The organism is Butyricicoccus sp. OF27-2pH9A (assembly GCF_027693185.1).
Classification (GTDB): Bacteria; Bacillota; Clostridia; order Oscillospirales; family Butyricicoccaceae; genus Agathobaculum; species Agathobaculum butyriciproducens.
This window is the reverse complement of record NZ_JAQEXK010000001.1, coordinates 36369-55453: the sequence shown is the minus strand read 5'-3', so window position 1 is coordinate 55453 and position 19085 is coordinate 36369. Positions and strand designations below refer to the sequence as shown.

The window sequence follows — 19085 nt, the reverse complement described above, 5'->3', positions numbered from 1 at the left end:
CACCGCGAAAGCGGTGCTTTGAGGCTGTCGAAAAACTTTGTTTTCCGAACAGCCTCTCGCTCGAAACCACGCTTTCGATCGAATGCTGAAGAAAAACCGCGTCCTGTGGACACATTTTTTCTTCCCTTGTATAAATTCCGAGATACATGCTCCCGGAATTTATGAATTTGCAAAGCAAATTCGATTGAATGCGTGCTGCCGCACGAAGCATAAAAATCGAATATTGCTTTTTCGACAAGCTGAAAGCACCGCGAAAGCGGTGCTTTTTTCGTATCCGGAGCAGTGATTGAGAATTGAAAATGGAGATTGACCCTGCGGCGAAGCAATGTGCAGATGGGGTGCACGGCGGGGCACCCCAGTGCGGCTTCTCTTGCCCTTAGGGCAATTCACCTTGTGCCGCGGGTGCGGCGAACCTCATAGCAAAGGTTGGCTCCAATTCCGTATCCGATAGCACGCATATAAACCCCAATCCCGCATAAGCTGTTGCAAGAAGCAAAAAGGGAGGCGCCCGCCATGCAGGAGGAAAAAAGCGCAGTCTATACCGTAATCTTAGGCGTATGCCTGTTCCTGTGCCTGCTGATGCTGGGAAATATGCTGATGGGCAGGGCGGATACCGGAACGGCGCCTGCCGCACCCGAGGAGGGCGATGCAATGGAATTTCACATCACGGAGGACGATATCGCGTCTGTGCTGACCGAAGCGCTGCCGTTTCCGGTCGAGGGCACGGCGGTCAAAATCAGCCGTGACGGCACGATTGCCGTAACGGCAGCCGTAACCCGTCAAGCACTGACGAAAAGCAATCTGGTACCCGGCAAGCTGCGCACGGCGCTGCTGTTCCTGCCGGAGCGCTGCAAGCTGTACGGCGCGTGGAGCGCAGATGTTTCAAACGGCAAACTCAGCCTTACCTGCCGGACCATCAAGCTGGAAGGCTTCACCTTGCCCGAGCAGACCGCTCAGGCACTCTCCGATGCGTTCGCCGCACAGTGGAATACCCGCATGGAACAGCGGGACTTCACGCCGCAGACCATACAGTGGCAGGACGGGGAAGCGGTGCTGCTGGGATAACCGCTCTCAATAGGCAAAAGAAAAATCCCTTCGGAAAACCGAAGGGATTTCTGGTATGTAACCTTACTCAAAAATTACGCGGCCTGCGCCCTGATAGCGGGTCGCATAGCTGCCGGTCAGCGACGAGTACTTAACCACATCGCCCGTGCTGGGTGCGTGAATAAACTGGTTACTGCCGACATAAATGCCTACATGGCTGATGGACGAGGTGCTGCTGCCGAAGAATACCAGATCACCCGGCAGAAGATCGTCGCGGGAAACACGGGTGGTTGCATCATACTGAGCCTGAGCGACACGCGGGATGGAGCCGACCGTGTTCTTGAACACATAAGAGGTAAAGCCGGAGCAGTCAAAGCCGCTCGGCGTGCTGCCGCCGTATACATACGGAACACCGAGGAACTGTGCAGCATAGTTCAGCACGCTCTGGCGCTTTGCGCTGATCGAGACAGAAGCTGCGGTGTTCGACGGGTTGATCGCCGTACCGGATGAAGCAGTTACGAGGTAGTCCGCACTGATGTAACCGGTCGTGCCTGCGTAGGATACCTTGCTCCAGCCGTTCGAGGTGCTCAGCACGGTAACAGCGGTGCCGTTCTTCAGCTCACCGAGAATGGTGGAAGAGGTGCTTGCCGAAGAGCGGAAGTTTACGGTAGAGGAGCACTTAACTACTGCTGCCGTACCGGTGGACGCGGACGTGTTATTGGATGCCGAACCGGTGGTCGATACATAATCCTGCTTGATGTAGCCGGTCTTGCCGGAGCAGGTTACCTTGCACCAGCCGTTCGCGGTGCTGACAACGGTAACTGCGGTGCCGTTCTTCAGCTCTGCCAGAATGGAAGAGGAAGTATTGGCCTCGGAACGCAGGTTTACACTCGAGGAACACTTCACCGTACCGGCGGTGCCGGTCGTAGAGGTAACGGTGTTCGACGGAGCGATGGCGGTGCCGGCGGAACTGCTTGCGAGCGTGATATAATCCGGATGGATATAGCCGGTCTTGCCATTGTATGTAACCTTGTACCAGCCGCTGCTTACGCCGACTACATTTACCTTGGTGCCGTTCTTCAGCTCACCGTAAGAGGTGGACGAGGTGTTCGGCGCCGAACGGAAATTTACACTGCTCGAGCACTTTACAGTGCCGGTGCCGAGTGCAACGTCGGTCGCGGTGGTGCCGGTCAGGTACTCGCCGCTGACGTAGCCTTCCTTGCCGTTTACGGATACCTTGTACCAGCTGGAGCTGTTATTCAGTACCGCAACCGTGGTACCCTTGGAGAGGGTCGTGATCACTGCACCGCCGGGGGACTGACGCAGGTAAAGCGAATCTGCGTTTACCTTGGCCTGAAATACTGCCAGCGAGTTCGGAAGGACCATCGACATCGCAAGTGCACCGGAAAGTGCGAAGCGAGCGAGTTTTTTAGAAAAAGACATGAAATTGAAGCCTCCGTTTCAAAATGGGAGAAAACAGCCTTTACACTGCCGCAGCAAGCTGCGGGGAAGTCTTACTTCGTGTGCAGTGCTCTGCCGAGCCAGACGGATGCAATATCCATCGCAGCCCACATGCTGTTCTTCTCGGTTTTCTTGACGATACGCTCTTTCATACGTACGTTGGGATCGGTCTGCTGAAGCTGTACGGATACACGCTTTGCAACCGGCAGACCCTTGTAATCACTAGATTCGAGGATCTGCATCATAATGATGTGAGAGTCACTCATCGAGCCGTAATAGATGATGTTTTCCTTACGCATCAGCGGGTGACCCTTGTATTCCAGAAGGTTATTCTTCTTGGTGGTAGGCATTATCTGCACTCCTTATAGTTACAAAATGGTTACATTCCAAAGTTACATTACGGTTACAGTATAGCATGCTCGAACAGGTTTGTCAAACATTGTTTTGAAATTTCGTATTTTTGTGATAAAATAGAGCCTGTCAAACGCGAAAAAAACGCAGGAATCGACAGCGAAAATCCACAGCGGCCGCACGCGCACGAGAGTAAGGTTACAGACGCTGTAACCCAATCAAACACCATAGGCAACACCCCACAATTAAAGCTGCGGCTTCTTGTGCAGGCTCCGGTCGCACTGCCGCGGCGCTTTGCGGTAATTTTGTGTCCTAACTTCGTTGTAATTTCACGGTAATACATCAAGTATTACCGCAAAACTACGCCTCGTTAGTACGCAAAATTCCTCGCAAATCGCTCTTGTTCAATTATGCGGTGTTACCTATTATATATAGGCGTTCACAGAGCGCGTGTCGGGCCGCTGAGAGCAAAGGAATGTACATTTGTGAAATTTGCTTTTTTCACCTTGGGCTGCAAGGTTAATTTATTTGAGACGCAGGCGCTCAGTCAGCTGGCGCAGGCGCGCGGACACGAGATCGTGGATAAGGACGCGGACGCCGTGATCGTCAACACCTGTACGGTAACATCGGTGTCCGACCATAAGAACATCCGCGCGTTCCACAAGCTGCGGAGAGACAATCCGAACGCAGTTATCGCGGCGTGCGGCTGCTTTGCACAGACCGACCCGGAGCGTGTCCGCGCCACCGGTGAGATCGACCTCATCTGCGGTACCAAGGATAGGGCGCAGGTGATCGACCTGTGCGAGCAGGCCGTCAGCGGACAGGCGGTGCAGGTGCATGAGAGCGAGGACAGCGGCTTTGAGACTCTGCCTGCCGGTATCCCGCACGGCCGCACGCGCGCGCTGCTCAAGATCGAGGACGGCTGCAACAACTTCTGCACCTACTGCATTATTCCGTATGCGAGAGGGCGGGTGCGCTCTCTGCCGGTCGAGCAGGCGCTCGAGCAGACGGCGCGGCTGGCTGACGCGGGCGTGCACGAGATCGTGCTGACCGGCATCGAGATCGCGTCCTACGGCAAGGACTTCGAGCCGCAGGTGCCGCTCACCAAGCTGCTGGAGGAGCTGCTGACCGCGCAGCCGAACATGCAGTTCCGGCTCGGCTCCCTCGACCCGCGGGCGGTGGACGATGCGTTTTGTGAACGGCTTGCCGGCTTTGCCAATCTCGCACGGCATTTTCATTTGTCTATGCAGAGCGGCTGCGATACCGTTCTCCGGCGCATGAACCGCCACTACACGAGCGAGGAATTTTACCGGTGTGTCGAGCGGCTGAGACGTGCGTTTCCGGACTGCTCGGTTACGACCGATTTGATTGTCGGCTTTCCGGGCGAGACCGAGGACGAGTTTGCGCAGACGCTGGCCTTTCTGGAGAGATGCGCGTTCGCGTCCGTGCATGTATTCCCGTATTCTGTGCGCGAGGGCACAAAGGCGGCCGCCATGCCGAGTCAGCTCGATCAGCAGACCAAAACCGTCCGCGCCGAGCGGGCAAAGCAGGTGGCGGAGACACTCAGCGCTGCCTATCGAAAGCAGTTTGTCGGCCGCACGCTGTACGCGCTGCCCGAGCACCCGACCGGCAGCCTGTGGGCGGCGCACGGACGCTACGGCTTTCCTGTATATATAGAGGATAAGGCGGAGAAAAATCATCCGGTCACCGTAAAGGTTATCGGTCTGCACAAGGACGGCGTATTGGTGAAAATTGAGAATTGAAAATTGAGAATGGAGAATGTGTAACCACTTTCGGCCTCTTACCATAGAATGTAATGAAATCTTTGATAGGAGGAAATGACAGTATGTGTTCTTCTAACGGCTTCTGGGGCGAAAATTCCTGGTGGTGGATTATCATCCTGATCATCCTGATCTGGGTATGCTGCGGTCAGGGCAGCGGCGGCTGCGGTTCCTGCGGTACCTGTGGTACCTGTGGTGATAATACCTGCGGCGGCTGCGGTAATTGCGGCAACTGCTGCTGCTGAGCGGCTGACATATCCGCAGAAGGGAGAGGCACCGCGTGAGCGGTGCCTTTTTCGTTTTCGTGGTATAAGGGCAACCGAGGGAATGCGAACCGCGCAGGCGGTTTTTTCGGCACCGGCTGACCGGGGGACGCGAACTGCGTAAGCGTGTTCGCCCCCTAACGGGCGGCTTCTTTTCTGCACCGGCTGAGCGGGGTGCTCGAACTGCCGCAGGCGTGTTCGCCCCTAACGGGCGGGAAGTTTTTCGCTGAACCTCAGCGGGGAGTGCTCCTACCCGGCGGGGGCACAAGAGGGTAGACACCTGCGGTTTCCACCCTCTGATTTTCTCCCCTTTCCCTTGAGGGCCTGGCGCAGATTGCCTGCATGTGACCGCTGCGAAATGGGGGAACGGCAGAGGAGTTTTTCTACCGTAGGGGAGCACAGTGTGCTCCCATGTCCCGACATATTCGCAGCATCAGATAAATTACTGCTACACATGTGGGTTCATCTACGCAGAGCGCGGCATAACCGTGCCGCGCATCTCTTTAACACGTTATACCGCACGGCACCTACGAATTAAGCGTTTGGTACAATTTATCCTCGTAGGTGCTGTCTATCATAACGCGCTGACGAATTGCGCGGCACTGCTATCCCCCCAGGGGACCCTCTCTTGCCCTGCGGGCAATTCACCTTGTGCCGCGCCTGCGCAGAGTAGCCCGTATGTGTAGCAGTACGGTATCTGACACTGCGAACAGGTTGAGAAAGATACGGTAGAAAAAATCCTCTGCCGTACCCCTTTTCGGAGCGGTCACATATAGGAAATCTGCGCCAGATTAGGAAGTAAGGGAAAGGTAGGAGTTCAAAGAGGAAGGAAAACCGCAGGTTGTCCTTCCTTTTTGCCCCCGCCGCGGGGCGCGGCACGCTCCCGCCGCAGCGGCGGCGAATCCCACGCTGAGGTTCAGCGAAAAACGCTCCGCCCGGAAAGGGCGAACCCGCTGACGCAGTTCGAGCACCCCGGTCCGCCGGTGCAGAAAAAGGAGCCGCCCAGTCAGGGCGAACACGCTTGCGCAGTTCGTGTGCCCCGGTCCGCCGGTGCAGGAAAAGGAGCCGCCCCGTCAGGGCGAACCCGCTGACGCAGTTCGAGCACCCCGCTCAGCCGGTGCAGGAAAAGGAGCCGCCCGTCAGGCCGAACCCGCCTGCGGCAGTTCGTATGCCCCGGTCAACCAGTGCAGGAAAGCGCCGAGTTCCACCGCAATAAAAATTTTCAAGAAAATATGCGTTACCCTCTTGCAAAATACGCGAAAATAGGGTATTATATACAAGCACTGTTTTGTATGAACAGTCGAATGATGCTTAATGATGTAAAAAATACTATTATTTGGAGGCATAGCGATTATGACCGCAGGTGAATTTCGTAACGGCGTAACTTTTGAAATGGACGGTCAGGTACAGCAGGTTATTGAGTTCCAGCATGTAAAGCCGGGCAAGGGCGCTGCTTTTGTTCGTGTCAAGATGAAGAACGTCGTAACCGGTGCGGTTACTGAGACCTCCTTCAACCCGACTGCTAAGTTCGAGGAGGCTTTCGTAGAGCGCCGCGAGATGCAGTATCTGTACAATGAAGGTGACCTGTACTACTTCATGGATAACGAGACCTACGAGCAGATTCCGATCAGCAAGGATACTCTGGGCGATGATTTCCGTTTCGTGAAGGAGAACGAGAACGTTAAGGTTCTTTCCTACAAGGGTAGCGTTTTCGCAGTTGAGCCGCCGCTGTTCGTTGAGCTCGAGATCACTGAGACCGAGCCGGGCGTTAAGGGCAACACTGCTACTAACGTACTCAAGCCCGCTACCGTTGAGACCGGTGCTGTTGTTAAGGTTCCGATCTTTATCGAGCAGGGTGAGCGCATCCAGATCGACACCCGTACCGGTGAGTATCTGGGCCGCAGCAAGACCAAGTAAAAACTTGCAGCCAGCAGGGATGGCAGCCGCCGTCCCTGATTCGGACATTTAGCTCAGCTGGAAGAGCATCCGCTTGACGTGCGGAAGGTCAGCGGTTCGAACCCGTTAATGTCCACCACCAAGCCACTCATTGTGAGTGGCTTTTTCTTTTGTCTGCACAAAAGCAGCTGAGACCCCACATCTCAGCTGCTTCTATTTTCGTCCCACATTTTGCTTTTACTCTCTGTGCTGCCGCTATCCTTCGGCAGCTGCCTTTTATTGCTCGGTCTCGCGGATATATTTGAAAACTGAGTGCTCCAGATAAAATTGCACGTCACCTTCTGTCAGCTCATACGGCTTGTGACCGTCAATGCACAGCCAGTATCGTCCGTCCGCACTTTGCTTGAGATAGGCATTCTCGTCGTCAAAATAGACGGTCGAGTTGCTGTCGGGCTCGGCCGGCGGCTCGAATGCCGGCTGCGGCAGCACCGCATATGACAGTGCCAGCAGGACAGCAAAGCTGCCGATGAGTACGGCGCTTGCGGTTCGGTCGTTCGGCTGCTCCGCGCAGGCGAGCACGGCGGTGAACCGCTCCCGCATGGCCTTGTTCGCCTCGGCGCGAAACAGGGCCGTGGACGGCTGCGGCACCGGCTGCTGTGTACAGCCTTGCTTCATTGCGGCGAGGATGGCGCGCAGATAGGCTGTGCGTTCCTGTGCATTCAGCGTCTGTGCAATCGCACGGTCACACTTAAGCTCGAGCGTTTGTTCCAAATCCTTTTGCAGCAGGTATACGATCGGATTCCACCAGAAAATGATGCAGTACAGCGTTACGAGCAGCTTGACAGCCGTATCATGGTTGAGAAAATGCGTGTACTCATGCAGCAGAATGTAATGCAGTTCGGCGTCTGTGTACGTCTTGTCCGGCAGAATGATGTACCGGCGCAGCACACCTACGCCAAAGGCAGATTCGATATTTGCGGCTGTACGTCCGCGAACTTTGATGGTGCGGCCGGTCTGACGCCGGATCTCACTCAGCAGGGAAGCCGTGCGGCTGTCCCATGGCCTGGCTTGCCGCGCAGCGCGGATGGCTTTGCGATACTGCAGCGCGTAATGAATCAGCAGAAAAACTGTGCCGAACAGCCAGATTGCACACAAAAGCAGTCCGACCGGCAGGTGTGTGACCGGCTCGGGCTTGCGCGTCAGAAAGCTGTAGATGCGCGGATACACGACGCTGTCGCTCACAATCACTGTGTACGGAAACTCGAGCGGCAGCAGCAGGCGCGCGGCGCAGAACAGGTACAGCAGCATCATGGTCAGCACGCCGAAATGCGGCCGGAAGCGTGTGCGCCGCACAAGATAGATTACAATAATCAACAAACTGCTCCACGAAAGTGCAGATATAAAGGAAAACAGGGTTATTTGCATATTATTTCTCTTCTTTGTTCTGCAGCGCAGCTTCGTACTGATCGACCATTTTTTCCAGCTCGGCAATCAGCTTTTCTTCCTGCTCGGATTCGTTTGATTTTGCAGGTTTTTTGAACAGCGCCACGGCGATTCGGGCAAACAGTGCCTGGTTCACGCCTTGCTCCTCGAGCATGTTCGCCAGAAATTCGTCCTTGGTGTAGCAGGGGACGAACTGCCGCGACTGATAGCGTCCGTTCTGCAGCAGACCGCTGACCTGCACCATGCCTTTTTTGACAAGCTGACCGAGCAGTTTGTCGATATAGTTGGTGTTCCAGTGGGCTTCCGTAACTTTTTCGGCAAGCTGCAGCGTTGTGAGCGGACGGTTTTCCCGCCATAAGGTGTCCATCAGAATTTCCTCGGAGTTGGACAGCTTGAAGCGCTTCATTGACCTCACCTCTGTTTTGATAATCACCTGCAAGGTGTTTGTTATAAGATAAGAATAACCACCTTTAAGGTGGTTGTCAATATCTTGATGGAAATTTGTAGGAATATCTAAAACAGAACATGATAAATTGTGAGATATGACAACATATTTTCTGGTGACAGGGGGAGAGGCACACCTTTCGGTGTGCCTGAGGCTGTCGAAAAACTATCGTTTTTCGGGCAGCCTCTCGATCGAAACCACGCTTTCGATCGAATGCTGAAGAAAAACCGCGTCCTCCGGACACATTTTTTCTTCCCTTGTATAAAAACCGAGGTACACGCCCCCGGTTTTTATGAATTTGCTGCGCAAATTCTATTTTATACGTGCTGTCGCACGAAGCACAAAATAGAAATCTGACTTTTTCGACAAGCTGAGACACACCTTTCGGTGTGCCTCATTTCATTTTCCGCAGATATTCTTTTTGCAGGCGCTGACGGGGTACCATGCACATCCGCGACAAATATCCTCCAGCATGGCCGGGGTCATTTGTGTGTCGATAGCACGGATCAGGTCCTGATAAACATACTCGCCCTCGTGCAGATCAAAGTATTCGACCGTCTTTCGGTCAAAGCGGGAGACCTTTTCCTGTGCTTCGCACAGGTCGTCAGCGGTATGGTGCGGGCAGTGCGCACACAGAGAATCCGAGCCAAAGACAAGCCGGATTCGGGTTCCCGGTACATTTCGCAGAGAATGCACAATCGCACTCATATTTTGCACAAATTCTGTGCTATAGCCCTTGCCGGAGTAGCCTTGTGTGCAAAGCAGATGATGCGGGCGCAGCCGGATCATGCCTTGAGCCCCGGGATGCGCTTGCGAACGAGAAAGCCGATCACGGTTGCAAGAACAGCCTTGATGACAGCGGTCGGGATGAACGGCAGCACGCATGCGGTCACGCCTGCGGCGATCGAGCTGTTCATGAGTACGCAGAACATCGCCGTGCCGACAACGTAGTTGGCAATCGTGCCGACGATCAGTGCGAGTACATATGCGCCGCGGAATGCATGACGGTGGTCGGCGCCCCAGCCGATGATAAACGCCATCAGCGGGAAGGAGATCAGAAAACCGCCGGTAGGACCGATAAACTTGTCAAAACCGCCGGAAAAGTTCGCAAGCACCGGTACGCCGACGGCACCGAGCAGCAGATAAATTACGCTTGAAACCGTGCTCAGCTTGGCGCCGAGAACGACAGCCGCCAGTGTGATTGCGAACGTCTGCATGGTCATGGGTACACCGCCGGGCATCGGAATGGAAATCTGTGCCATGATCGCGATGACCGCCGCGAACAGTCCGGAATAGCAGATCTCGCGCACGGAAAACGCGCTGCGCTGTGCGGACTTGCTGGAAATGTCACTCATTGGGAGTTCCTCCTCGTTATTTTGCTTATTGCATTAAACCACAGATTTACTGCAATGTCAACTGGTTTTATAAAAATGGTTTACAGAATGTGCAAAAAAGAAACAGCTGTTCCGTGCATTTGCACAGAACAGCTGTTTGCTCAGCTCGCAGAGCGCTCCCAGCGGGCAAAAATGCGGTGGAGAATCAGGCAGAACAGCAGCGCAAAGACCACGCCGAACACATTCTGCGCGACACGCAGACCGACTGCGCTTTTGAGTCCGTATGCGCTGGTTGCAATAGCGAGCGCACCGAATGTGTTGAACACAGCCTGCCAGCCGTATTTCGCGGAAAAACCGACACCGATGCCGCCAATCACGCCGATATAGGCGTAAATCGAGGACGGAAGCAGGAAATACAGCGCTAAAAAGCAGCAAACACCTGCGATATTTCCAATGATACGCCAGCGAACGCGGTAGCGCATATCGTCCATCGCGGGAAGGATTGCGCTCATGGCGGCAATGCCTGCCCACATCGCACGCGGCATGCCGCTCAGTTCTGCGAGGAAAAGCACGAGCGGAACGCAGATGATCTGGCAAAGCTGCCATTTGGAGCGCGGATGGCGCAGATCGAAAGCAGGAAGGATGTCTCCTGCACAGAGCTCATAGGCATTGCCGCGATGGTTGCCGTAGAATACCGCGCAGACCAGAAGCGCACCGGCAGCAAGTCCAAACAGGCGCATTTGATAGGCGTGCCCGCTCACATCGTAACCATACAGCAGCAGATAGCCGAGCACGAGTGTAGACTGATTGAACATTCTCGGCTCGTGGCAGCCGAACAGAATGAGCAGGGCAATCGCAGCAGCATTGATGAACAATCCGCCGACCGGGCCGGCCAGATTGGCCGCATGCGGTCCGACAGCCATAATGCCGAAAAATCCGGCGAGCAGCAGCGTGGACTGTCCTGTGCGAATGCACAGATGTGCGCTGCGGAATACGAGCAGATACAGCAGCACGACTACGCCGACAATGCTGTTGTCCGCGCCGAAGCCCAGACTGTAAAGTGAAACGAAAACAAAGCAGAATGCGACGGTTATCGCAATTTTGGTCAAATACACGGCAATATGGTACAGCTTTTCGCGCTGTGACGCACTCTCGCGGATGATTTTCTTTGAGCCTGCCTGATTGACCTGTAATTCCTGATAAAATGTCATGAAATTCCTTTCCAATCGGTGAAAATGAGTAACTGTATAACTATATCACCATCGAGAAGGAATTTCAACTGTTTTTTTCAAAATCGAACAACAGGCCGGATATACTTCCAGAAACGTACACAATCGTGCACAAAATAGAACACACGACCGGGTGCGGTATCCAGACAGCAGCCGGCGGCCGCTCGGCTCGTTCACGAACGCCATCTGCTGCTCGGCTTCGGGGCAAGCTGCCGCAGAAGCGCGCTGACCGTTTCTAAATCCGCTCCGGGAATGCGAGCCTGCTTTTGCATAAAATCCCAGTAACCGATGCTCTCGTAGTTGCGAATGTATGCGAAACCTGCGACTGCGAACAGTCAAGCAGCCGGGCTAAATACGCGAGTGTCAGCGTTTCGTCTTCACGCGCACGGATATAGCGGTCAATCTCGGCGATCAGCCGCAGAACATTGTCGTGCCAGTTTTGCATGAAAATCACTCCTTGTCCCTGCATGATACAGGAAAATGAGCTGTGCCGCTTGATCTGATCTGCAAAAAAAGAAAAACCGACGTAAAAACGCCGGTTTTCGATCTTATCCGTTCTTCTTGATGGCATTGATGAGCCGCTCAGCCTGCGGAGCGCCGTGCTTCTTGGCTTGCTCGGCCCAGTAGAGCGCTTCGTGCGCGTCATGCGGTGTGCCTTCGCCGCGTGCGTACAGGATGGCGGTGTTCATCATGCACGCTGCGTTGCCGCCCTGAGCAGCCTTGAGAAAATACTGGAAGGCGAAGGTCGCATCCTGCGGAACGCCGGTACCGGTGCTGTACAGCCATGCCAGACGACCCATCGCCAGTACGTTGCCGCGGTTTGCGGCAATCTGGTACCAGCGGACAGCCTCGTCCATGTCCTTTTCCAAGCCGCGGTCGCCTGTCTCGATCAGGCTGGCGATCAGTGCCGCAGCCTCCGGATGGCCGTATTCAGCGGCCTTGCGGTACCAGGTGAGCGCGGTCTGCTGGTTCTTTTCCGCGCCGAAGCCCTTGTCGTGGTAGCACGCCAGATTGAACATAGCAACCGGATCGTTTTGCTCAGCCGCCTTTTTTGTCCATTCAAAGGCATTTTCAGCATTCTTTTCCACGCCCTGTCCGCGCTCATACAGCGAGCCGAGCGCACGCTGCGCCGGTGCGCAGCCGTCCTCCGCAAGAGCCAGCCACTGACCGGCCGCTTCGGCAAAATTGCCTGCCTTATATGCGTCCAGAGCCTGATTGAACGCCTGTTCAATGCTCTGCTGATTTTCCTTGTTCGCTTCCATTGTTTACTCCTCCAGACAGTACCGCCTCCGAAATATGCGGTATGCAGATATCTTATTTTATCACACCGCACGTCGAAAGTCTACGAAAAAGCGAAAGAAATAGCATGGCACAACCATATCTTGACAAAAATGTGAAATGTGTGTGAATGGACTTGCGCTTTGCGCTGAAAAAACGTAAACTGGAAATAGGATTTCTTAAACCAAGGTATAGATTGTAAAACAACGGCACTCTATCAGATAAAAGGAGAATGTCAAATGGGACTTATCAAAGCAGCAGCAGGCGCGGGCGGCGGTGTGCTGGCTGACCAGTGGAAGGAATATTTTTACTGTGATGCGATAAACGCGGACGTGCTCGCGGTCAAGGGCCGCAAAAAGGTCACCAAGCGGTCGAGCAACACCAAGGGTGACGAGGATATCATCACGAGCGGCTCGGTCATCGCGGTGGCGGACGGACAGGCGATGATGATCGTCGATCAGGGCAAGGTCGTGGAAGCCGCGTTCGAGCCGGGCGAGTTCGTCTACGATTCGTCCGCCGAGCCGACTATTTTCGCCGGTTCGTTCGGTGACAGCGTGTGCAAAATGTTCGCCAACATGGCCAAGCGCTTCACGTTCGGCGGAGAAGCGCCGCGCACGCAGCGCGTCTACTATTTCAACACCAAGGAGTTGACCGGCAACAAGTACGGAACCGCGTCTCCGGTGCCGTTCCGCGTGCTCGATGAGCGGGCGGGCATCGACATGGACATTGGTCTGCGGTGCTTCGGCGAGTACAGCTACAAGATTGTCAATCCCATGCTGTTCTATACCAACGTGTGCGGCAACATGGCAGAGGAATACCGGCGGGAAAATCTGGACAGCCAGCTCAAAAGCGAGCTGTTGACCGCGCTGCAACCCGCCTTTGCGCGCATTGGTGCAAACGGTGTGCGCTACTCGGCGCTGCCCGCGCATACGATGGAGATTGCGGACGCGCTCAACGAACAGCTTTCGTCCAAGTGGCGTGAGCTGCGCGGCATCGAGATCGTGTCGTTCGGCGTCAACTCGGTCAAGGCGGACGAGGAGGACGAAAAGACCATCAAGGAAATGCAGCGCGAGGCTGCCTACCGCGATCCGACCCGTGCGGCAGGCTCGCTCGTGCACGCACAGGCCGAGGCAATGAAGTCTGCGGCAGCGAACGCGAACGCCGGTCCGGCGATGGCGTTCATGGGCATGAATATGGCCGGTCAGGCAGGCGGCGCCAGCGTGCAGAATCTGTACGCAATGGGTCAGCAGCAGGCGCAGGCGGCAGGCGAGTGGACGTGCTCGTGCGGACAGACCGGCAACACCGGAAAATTCTGCATGGGCTGCGGCAGGCCCAAGCCCGAGCAGAATAGCTGGAAATGCGTTTGCGGTACGGTCAATACCGGCAAATTCTGTTCCGAGTGCGGAAAACCCCGACCGGAGAATACGACCTGGACGTGCTCATGCGGCGCAGTGAATCAGGGAAAGTTTTGCTCGGAGTGCGGCAAGGCGAAACCAAATATATAAAAATGATAGACGATTCAATGTATATCGTAGGGTGAGGGCAACCCGCCCTACGGATTCACTTCAAAAATAAAAAGTGATGGTGAAGAAATGTCAGACAAAGCAACAAACTACCAATGCCCGTCCTGCACGGGACCGCTGCACTACGACGGCGCCGCGGGACGGCTGCAATGCGACTACTGCGGCTCGTCATTTGACCCGGCAGAGATCGAAAAGCTGTACGCCGAAAAGGAACAGCAGGCCGCTTCTCAGCCGGAGACGGGGAGCGACACCGGCGAATGGCAGTCCTCCGCAGATGAGGACTGGGGCACAGACGCGGACAAGATGCGCGTATACAGCTGTCCGTCCTGCGGTGCGCAGTTGATCTGCGAGGAGACCACGGCGGCGACCTCGTGCCCGTACTGCGGCAACCCGACCGTCATTCCCGAGCAGTTCAGCGGCATTCTCAAGCCGGACTACATACTGCCGTTCACGCTGAGCAAGGAGGATGCGGTTTCCGCGCTCAAGCAGCATTACAAGGGAAAGCTGCTGCTGCCCAAGCTGTTCCGCGATAATAACCATATCGAGGAGCTGCGCGGCATTTATGTGCCGTTCTGGCTGTTCGACGGTGAAGCCGAAGGCAGCGCGAATTACATGGCAACGACCACGCGCGTGTTCCGTCACGGAGACACGGAAATCACCGAGACCAGCTTTTACGAGGTGCAGCGCGCGGGTACGCTGCCGTTCAGCCGTGTTCCGGTGGATGCATCGCGCAAGATGCCGGATGATTATATGGATTCCATCGAGCCGTTTGATTATGCTGGCCTGAAGCCGTTTTCGACCGCCTATCTGCCCGGATTTTTCGCGGATAAGTTCGATGTTTCAATCGAGGAGAGCAGTAGCCGCGCGGACAAACGCTGTCGTCAGTCGCTGTCGGATGCGCTGCAGGGAACCGCGCGAAACGGCCATCCGTATACCTCGGTCATGCCGACCGGCGAGGATATTCACCTCAAACGCACCGGCGTGCATTACGCGCTGCTGCCGGTCTGGATGCTGAATACCCGCTGGAACGGCAAGAATTACATGTTTGCGATGAACGGTCAGACTGGACGCATGGTCGGTGACCTGCCGGTGGACAGAAAGCGGTTCTGGGGTCTGTTTGCCGCCGTTGCCGCGCCCATGACTGCGGTGCTGACGGCGCTGCTGTATTTTCTGTAAGGAGGCGGCGTAGATGAAAAACAAGAGAAAACTGCGCCTGGCTGCGCTCTTAGCCGTGCTTTTGCTGCTGTTTCCGGCCTTTGCGGTTGAGGACGATATAACGGATGAGAGCGACACCTCGACCACCCAGACGGAGGAAACTGACCAGACCGCACCGCTCGGCGGCACGGATTCGATTGACCCGTCGGCAGACAAGCCGCGCGTGTTCGACTATGAAGAGGTGCTGACGCAGGTCCAGATTGACACGCTCGAGGAAAAGACCAGGGCGATCGCGGAGAAGTATGGCATCGGTGTCGGCATCATCACGATTGACGACTACACGCCGTACGGCGATGACGCTTATGATGCGGCGGAGCAGCTCTACAACGAGCTTGATCTGGGTGCGAGCGAGGACGGCGACGGCGTGGCGCTGCTCATCAGTCTGGATGACCGCGATTTTGCGACCTATGTGCATGGCGCGAAAGCCGAGGAGATTTTCAGCGATGCGGTCCTGCAGAATTTGGAGCCGTATTTCCTGGATAATTTCGGAAACGATGACTGGTACGGCGGCTTATCGGACTTCGTTTCCGGCTGTGAGTGGTATCTGCAGCATGTAGCCGAAGGCGGCGAAGCCGGTGTGCCGGTGCATAATGAGGTCGAGATTTCGGACAGTACGCAGGAAGACACAGCGGACGATTCGTTTTCGCTCGGCGGTGCATTCGGTCTGTCGCTGCTCATTTCGTGCGTGGCGGCGCTGATCGTGTGCATGGTGTTCCGCTCGCAGATGAAATCCGTGCGTACGCAGACGACGGCAAATCAGTATGTGGGAAACGGCGGCCTCAATCTGACGCTCAGCCGCGATATTTACCGTTATACCTCGCAGAAGCGGCGGCAGATTCCGCGGAATGACAATAATAACAACCCGACCGGCGGCGGTCACGGCGGAGCCGGATTTTCCGGCAGCGTCAGCCATACCAGCAGCGGCGGACATGGGAGAAGCGGTAAATTCTGAATGAAGAATGGAAAATGGAGAATGAACATAGCTGCATTTTCCGTAAACAAAAAGCAAAAGACAGCCGACAGGCTGTCTTTTTTTATGCAAAAAACGGAGATAATTCCGCAATTTTCGCAATCGTTTTGGATTCCTCCGGGAAGTCCTTCTGCAGCCTTGCGGCACACCGTCTGCAGAAATCCTCATACAACTTGGGATTCTCCCGCATTTGCTGCTTAAAGCCCCAGATATGGGTAAAATATCCGTTCTGCGCACCGCCGAACAGCGCAGGCAGGTCGCTGAGAGCAGCTGCGCGTGCGTGCTTTTTCTCGGCGCACATGGCAAGCAGCCGCTGTTCAGCGAACACCATGTAAGTGAGTGCGTCATCGGCATCCGGTGAGCAGCGCATGAACCGAATGGCGGTGTCCGTGTAGTACCGTCGGAATTCGTCATTGCCGAAATAGGCGAGCGCGGTATTGAACGGCTGCACCGTCCAGTCAAATGAATCAAGCGGGAAGCCTTCGGTTTTGGCGAATGCCGTTTGATCCGGATAGATGGACGGCATAATGTCCTCGCGGTGGATGGCTGCGGCGTCCGGTCCGTCGAGCAGATTACTGATGGATTTCCAGCAGATGAAATCTGTATCAAGCATCACGCACGGCGACGGCACAGCGGAGAGCGCGTACAGCTTGCCGGCCGCCCAGAAGGCTGTGGCGTTTATGTCCTCGGGCATGGTGTCCAACAGGGGATACACGCCGTCATCCCACAAAAAACAAAGCCCGAGCGATTCATAATAACGCTTGGAAGGTGTGTCGCAGATCATGCGGATCGAACCGTTTTCCCTGCGCCACTCGAGCGCGGAAAGCGCGGTCGTGAGCAGTTCAAACGGCTCGATTCGGTATTCCATATGGGGATTGCGGACGAAAAACGGCTTTGTCCAGTTGGAGTGGAACGCCTGCATCAGATCAGCTCCAATCCGTAGCCGCCGACCGGGCACGAGCCGGAACCGAACCGGAACGAACCCGATCCGGAACCGGAATAACTGGTGCGGTAAGAGGTGGTGTACGAGGTCACATACGAGCCGGAGCCTGAGCCGCACGGCACGCAAACGGTCTGTATAACGGTAGTTTCGCCGGATGCGGAGACAGCGGTTTCCTCACCTGCTGTCGAGGGGACAGCGCCGCCCATGATGGGCACCGGCGGGCGTTCGTCATCGGCCGGATACCAGCCCTCCGGGTAGGGGTCCACCGCGAAAACAGGTGCCGGTGCGGCAGACTGTGCCGGCTCGCTTGCTTCGGGTGCGGTCTCGTGAGAGGGTGCTTCTTCGTTTTTTGGCTGGCAATGCCGCGCATAGCTCGCTTCGTCGAACACAACGCCGTCGATCTCGCGGTATTTTTCCGGATTCATTGCCACAATACCGTTCGGCTTGGACATAACACCACACACCTCTCATTCACTAATTATAATTATATATGAAGGGAGCGTAATCCGCAACCGCAAACAAGCAAAATTTTGGCTTTACAATCCGCAGACGGTTTTCGTATAATAGTAGGGAGAAAACAGATACGGTGTTCCGGTCGGTTTATTATGCTGTACCATGTAAAATATTGTAGGGGCGCGCATTGCGCGTCCGTTTTATCCGGTTAGCACAATATCAATTCTGCGGATTGGATTAAACAACTACCGTAAGGCACCCGCCCTACGGTAAAAGTTAGATAAATGTCATTTGTATATAGAATGGGAGAAATTATGGATTTTTTATCGTTAGAGCAGTCGGTTTGGCGCCGGTTGCAGGAAGAAACGCGCCCAATCGCGCTGTACGGCATGGGCGACGGCGCGGACAAAATACTTGCGCAGTTCGAGCGGCTGGGCATTCGTGCGTCTGCGGTGTTCGCGAGTGATGAATTTGCCCGCGGCAACCTGTTCCACGGGTTCTGCGTGCGCAAGCTGTCGGACACGGTGGCGGAGCTTGGCGAGGATATTGTAATCGTGATTGCGTTCGCCAGCCAGAGAGCCGAGGTGCTGCAGCTGATGTATGCGCTCGAGGACAAATACGATGTGGTGGCGCCGGACGTGCCGGTGGTCGAGGGACCGCTGTTCGATGAGGATTTCGTGCGCGCGCATCAGGACGAAATGCAGCGCGCGTATGATCTTCTGGCGGATGATTTGTCGCGTGAGGTTTTCCTCGATACGGTTCGCTTCAAGCTGTCCGGCAAAATGGAATACCTGCGTCACAGCGAATCCGACAAGGATGAGGTGTTTCATAATCTCCTGCGCCCGACTGCAGAGGAGCACTTCTCCGACCTCGGCGCATACAACGGCGACACCATCCGCGAGCTGCTGCACTACACGGACGGCAAGTTTGCGTCCGTTACCGCCCTCGAACCCGATCGCCGCAGCTTTCGCAAGCTGAATGAGTGGGCGAGTGCCAATATCACGGGCAATGTTACGCTCGTGCAGGCAGGCGCGTGGAACGAGGACACGGTCAAATGTTTCACCGATCAGGCAGGCCGCCAGTCCCGCGTAGCGGGGCAGGGCAAAGAGACGCAGATGCGGGCGCTCGACAGCGTGCTGTCCGGCCGCCCGTGCACCTATCTCAAAATGGATGTGGAGGGCGCAGAGCGCGAAGCCATCGCCGGCGCCGAGAAAACTATTCGGCAGTACGCACCCAAGCTGAACATTGCTGCCTATCACCGCAGTGAGGATTTCTTTCAGCTGCCGCTGCTCATCCATACGCTGCAGCCGAGCTACCGGCTGTATCTGCGTCACCATCCTTATGTTCCGGCTTGGGATACGAATTTGTACGCAATATAAAAAACAGTGGAAATCCCGGTCGGGCCGTTGTATAATAAAGATAGATTACGGCAGGGTGTGACCTGCCGGAGAATTTA

General features: G+C 55.4%; 20 protein-coding genes and 1 tRNA gene. 10 read left to right on the top strand and 11 right to left on the bottom strand.

Annotated features, from left to right (window positions below):
- Positions 1-513: 513 nt before the first annotated feature.
- Positions 514-1065 carry a hypothetical protein gene (locus PG722_RS00285; RefSeq protein ID WP_270579312.1) on the top strand — a complete coding sequence of 184 codons (552 nt, stop codon included), beginning with the start codon at positions 514-516 and terminating at the stop codon, positions 1063-1065.
- 63 nt (positions 1066-1128) lie between these two features.
- Here the strand turns inward: PG722_RS00285 and PG722_RS00280 are convergent, their stop codons facing one another.
- Positions 1129-2487: a C40 family peptidase gene (locus PG722_RS00280; RefSeq protein ID WP_270579311.1), complete on the bottom strand. Its 1359-nt coding sequence runs from the start codon at positions 2485-2487 to the stop codon at positions 1129-1131.
- A 71-nt stretch (positions 2488-2558) separates the two neighbouring features.
- The gene (locus tag PG722_RS00275) at positions 2559-2855 is read right to left on the bottom strand and encodes a hypothetical protein (RefSeq protein WP_118564296.1); all 297 of its coding nucleotides are present in this window, start codon (positions 2853-2855) and stop codon (positions 2559-2561) included.
- 486 nt (positions 2856-3341) lie between these two features.
- Between PG722_RS00275 and mtaB the strand changes: the two genes are divergently transcribed.
- From mtaB to PG722_RS00250, 5 genes are all read left to right on the top strand, one after another.
- Positions 3342-4619 (top strand): tRNA (N(6)-L-threonylcarbamoyladenosine(37)-C(2))-methylthiotransferase MtaB, encoded by a 1278-nt coding sequence (mtaB, locus tag PG722_RS00270; protein WP_270579310.1) that lies wholly within the window; start codon positions 3342-3344, stop codon positions 4617-4619.
- A gap of 83 nt (positions 4620-4702) precedes the next feature.
- Entirely contained in the window at positions 4703-4882 is a 180-nt protein-coding gene (locus PG722_RS00265; protein ID WP_270579309.1) for a hypothetical protein, read from the top strand.
- 872 nt (positions 4883-5754) lie between these two features.
- The gene (locus PG722_RS00260; RefSeq protein ID WP_270579308.1) at positions 5755-5991 is read left to right on the top strand and encodes a hypothetical protein; all 237 of its coding nucleotides are present in this window, start codon (positions 5755-5757) and stop codon (positions 5989-5991) included.
- A 259-nt stretch (positions 5992-6250) separates the two neighbouring features.
- Positions 6251-6817: an elongation factor P gene (efp, locus tag PG722_RS00255; RefSeq protein ID WP_110437112.1), complete on the top strand. Its 567-nt coding sequence runs from the start codon at positions 6251-6253 to the stop codon at positions 6815-6817.
- A gap of 42 nt (positions 6818-6859) precedes the next feature.
- Positions 6860-6935, top strand: a tRNA-Val gene (locus tag PG722_RS00250).
- Positions 6936-7072: 137 nt separating this feature from the next.
- Here PG722_RS00250 and PG722_RS00245 read toward each other — a convergent pair.
- From PG722_RS00245 to PG722_RS00215, 7 genes are all read right to left on the bottom strand, one after another.
- Positions 7073-8170, bottom strand: coding sequence for a M56 family metallopeptidase (locus PG722_RS00245; RefSeq protein ID WP_270579307.1), 1098 nt, complete (start codon positions 8168-8170; stop codon positions 7073-7075).
- A 52-nt stretch (positions 8171-8222) separates the two neighbouring features.
- Positions 8223-8645, bottom strand: a complete 423-nt coding sequence (locus PG722_RS00240; RefSeq protein WP_270579305.1) for a BlaI/MecI/CopY family transcriptional regulator — start codon at positions 8643-8645, stop codon at positions 8223-8225.
- A gap of 438 nt (positions 8646-9083) precedes the next feature.
- On the bottom strand, positions 9084-9473 hold the full coding sequence (locus tag PG722_RS00235; RefSeq protein WP_270579304.1) for a DUF1284 domain-containing protein: 390 nt from the start codon (positions 9471-9473) through the stop codon (positions 9084-9086).
- The gene (locus tag PG722_RS00230) at positions 9470-10039 is read right to left on the bottom strand and encodes a biotin transporter BioY (RefSeq protein WP_270579303.1); all 570 of its coding nucleotides are present in this window, start codon (positions 10037-10039) and stop codon (positions 9470-9472) included. Before PG722_RS00230 ends, PG722_RS00235 begins: the two co-directional genes overlap by 4 nt.
- Positions 10040-10179: 140 nt before the next feature.
- A complete protein-coding gene (locus PG722_RS00225) occupies positions 10180-11229 on the bottom strand; it encodes an FUSC family protein (protein ID WP_270579302.1) in 1050 nt (349 codons plus the stop codon).
- A gap of 253 nt (positions 11230-11482) precedes the next feature.
- Complete coding sequence (locus PG722_RS00220) at positions 11483-11692, bottom strand: hypothetical protein (protein WP_270579301.1); 210 nt, start codon at positions 11690-11692, stop codon at positions 11483-11485.
- A 103-nt stretch (positions 11693-11795) separates the two neighbouring features.
- Positions 11796-12509 (bottom strand): tetratricopeptide repeat protein, encoded by a 714-nt coding sequence (locus PG722_RS00215; protein ID WP_270417458.1) that lies wholly within the window; start codon positions 12507-12509, stop codon positions 11796-11798.
- Positions 12510-12764: 255 nt separating this feature from the next.
- Here PG722_RS00215 and PG722_RS00210 point away from each other — a divergent pair, with 255 nt between their 5' ends.
- The 3 genes from PG722_RS00210 to PG722_RS00200 all read left to right on the top strand — a co-directional run bounded on the left by PG722_RS00210 (position 12765) and on the right by PG722_RS00200 (position 16215).
- Positions 12765-14030, top strand: coding sequence for an SPFH domain-containing protein (locus tag PG722_RS00210; protein ID WP_270579300.1), 1266 nt, complete (start codon positions 12765-12767; stop codon positions 14028-14030).
- Between the two features lie 87 nt (positions 14031-14117).
- Positions 14118-15224 carry a hypothetical protein gene (locus tag PG722_RS00205; RefSeq protein ID WP_270579299.1) on the top strand — a complete coding sequence of 369 codons (1107 nt, stop codon included), beginning with the start codon at positions 14118-14120 and terminating at the stop codon, positions 15222-15224.
- Between the two features lie 13 nt (positions 15225-15237).
- Positions 15238-16215: a TPM domain-containing protein gene (locus PG722_RS00200; protein ID WP_118730384.1), complete on the top strand. Its 978-nt coding sequence runs from the start codon at positions 15238-15240 to the stop codon at positions 16213-16215.
- A gap of 82 nt (positions 16216-16297) precedes the next feature.
- Here the strand turns inward: PG722_RS00200 and PG722_RS00195 are convergent, their stop codons facing one another.
- On the bottom strand, positions 16298-17155 hold the full coding sequence (locus PG722_RS00195; protein ID WP_118730383.1) for a hypothetical protein: 858 nt from the start codon (positions 17153-17155) through the stop codon (positions 16298-16300).
- The gene (locus PG722_RS00190) at positions 17155-17628 is read right to left on the bottom strand and encodes a hypothetical protein (RefSeq protein ID WP_118730382.1); all 474 of its coding nucleotides are present in this window, start codon (positions 17626-17628) and stop codon (positions 17155-17157) included. Before PG722_RS00190 ends, PG722_RS00195 begins: the two co-directional genes overlap by 1 nt.
- A gap of 315 nt (positions 17629-17943) precedes the next feature.
- On the opposite strand from PG722_RS00190, the gene PG722_RS00185 reads away from it, so the two are divergent.
- A complete protein-coding gene (locus PG722_RS00185; RefSeq protein WP_270579297.1) occupies positions 17944-19008 on the top strand; it encodes an FkbM family methyltransferase in 1065 nt (354 codons plus the stop codon).
- Positions 19009-19085 lie beyond the last annotated feature (77 nt).

Bases quoted from the DNA above. Each gene is read 5' to 3' on its own strand.
- PG722_RS00275 (WP_118564296.1), bottom strand. From the start codon at position 2,855: ATGCCTACCACCAAGAAGAATAACCTTCTGGAATACAAGGGTCACCCG.
- PG722_RS00280 (WP_270579311.1), bottom strand. From the start codon at position 2,487: ATGTCTTTTTCTAAAAAACTCGCTCGCTTCGCACTTTCCGGTGCACTT.
- PG722_RS00220 (WP_270579301.1), bottom strand. From the start codon at position 11,692: ATGCAAAACTGGCACGACAATGTTCTGCGGCTGATCGCCGAGATTGAC.
- PG722_RS00285 (WP_270579312.1), top strand. From the start codon at position 514: ATGCAGGAGGAAAAAAGCGCAGTCTATACCGTAATCTTAGGCGTATGC.
- PG722_RS00210 (WP_270579300.1), top strand. From the start codon at position 12,765: ATGGGACTTATCAAAGCAGCAGCAGGCGCGGGCGGCGGTGTGCTGGCT.
- PG722_RS00195 (WP_118730383.1), bottom strand. From the start codon at position 17,155: ATGCAGGCGTTCCACTCCAACTGGACAAAGCCGTTTTTCGTCCGCAAT.
- PG722_RS00190 (WP_118730382.1), bottom strand. From the start codon at position 17,628: ATGTCCAAGCCGAACGGTATTGTGGCAATGAATCCGGAAAAATACCGC.
- PG722_RS00200 (WP_118730384.1), top strand. From the start codon at position 15,238: ATGAAAAACAAGAGAAAACTGCGCCTGGCTGCGCTCTTAGCCGTGCTT.
- PG722_RS00215 (WP_270417458.1), bottom strand. From the start codon at position 12,509: ATGGAAGCGAACAAGGAAAATCAGCAGAGCATTGAACAGGCGTTCAAT.
- PG722_RS00205 (WP_270579299.1), top strand. From the start codon at position 14,118: ATGTCAGACAAAGCAACAAACTACCAATGCCCGTCCTGCACGGGACCG.
- PG722_RS00240 (WP_270579305.1), bottom strand. From the start codon at position 8,645: ATGAAGCGCTTCAAGCTGTCCAACTCCGAGGAAATTCTGATGGACACC.
- PG722_RS00230 (WP_270579303.1), bottom strand. From the start codon at position 10,039: ATGAGTGACATTTCCAGCAAGTCCGCACAGCGCAGCGCGTTTTCCGTG.
- PG722_RS00185 (WP_270579297.1), top strand. From the start codon at position 17,944: ATGGATTTTTTATCGTTAGAGCAGTCGGTTTGGCGCCGGTTGCAGGAA.
- PG722_RS00225 (WP_270579302.1), bottom strand. From the start codon at position 11,229: ATGACATTTTATCAGGAATTACAGGTCAATCAGGCAGGCTCAAAGAAA.
- PG722_RS00265 (WP_270579309.1), top strand. From the start codon at position 4,703: ATGTGTTCTTCTAACGGCTTCTGGGGCGAAAATTCCTGGTGGTGGATT.
- PG722_RS00235 (WP_270579304.1), bottom strand. From the start codon at position 9,473: ATGATCCGGCTGCGCCCGCATCATCTGCTTTGCACACAAGGCTACTCC.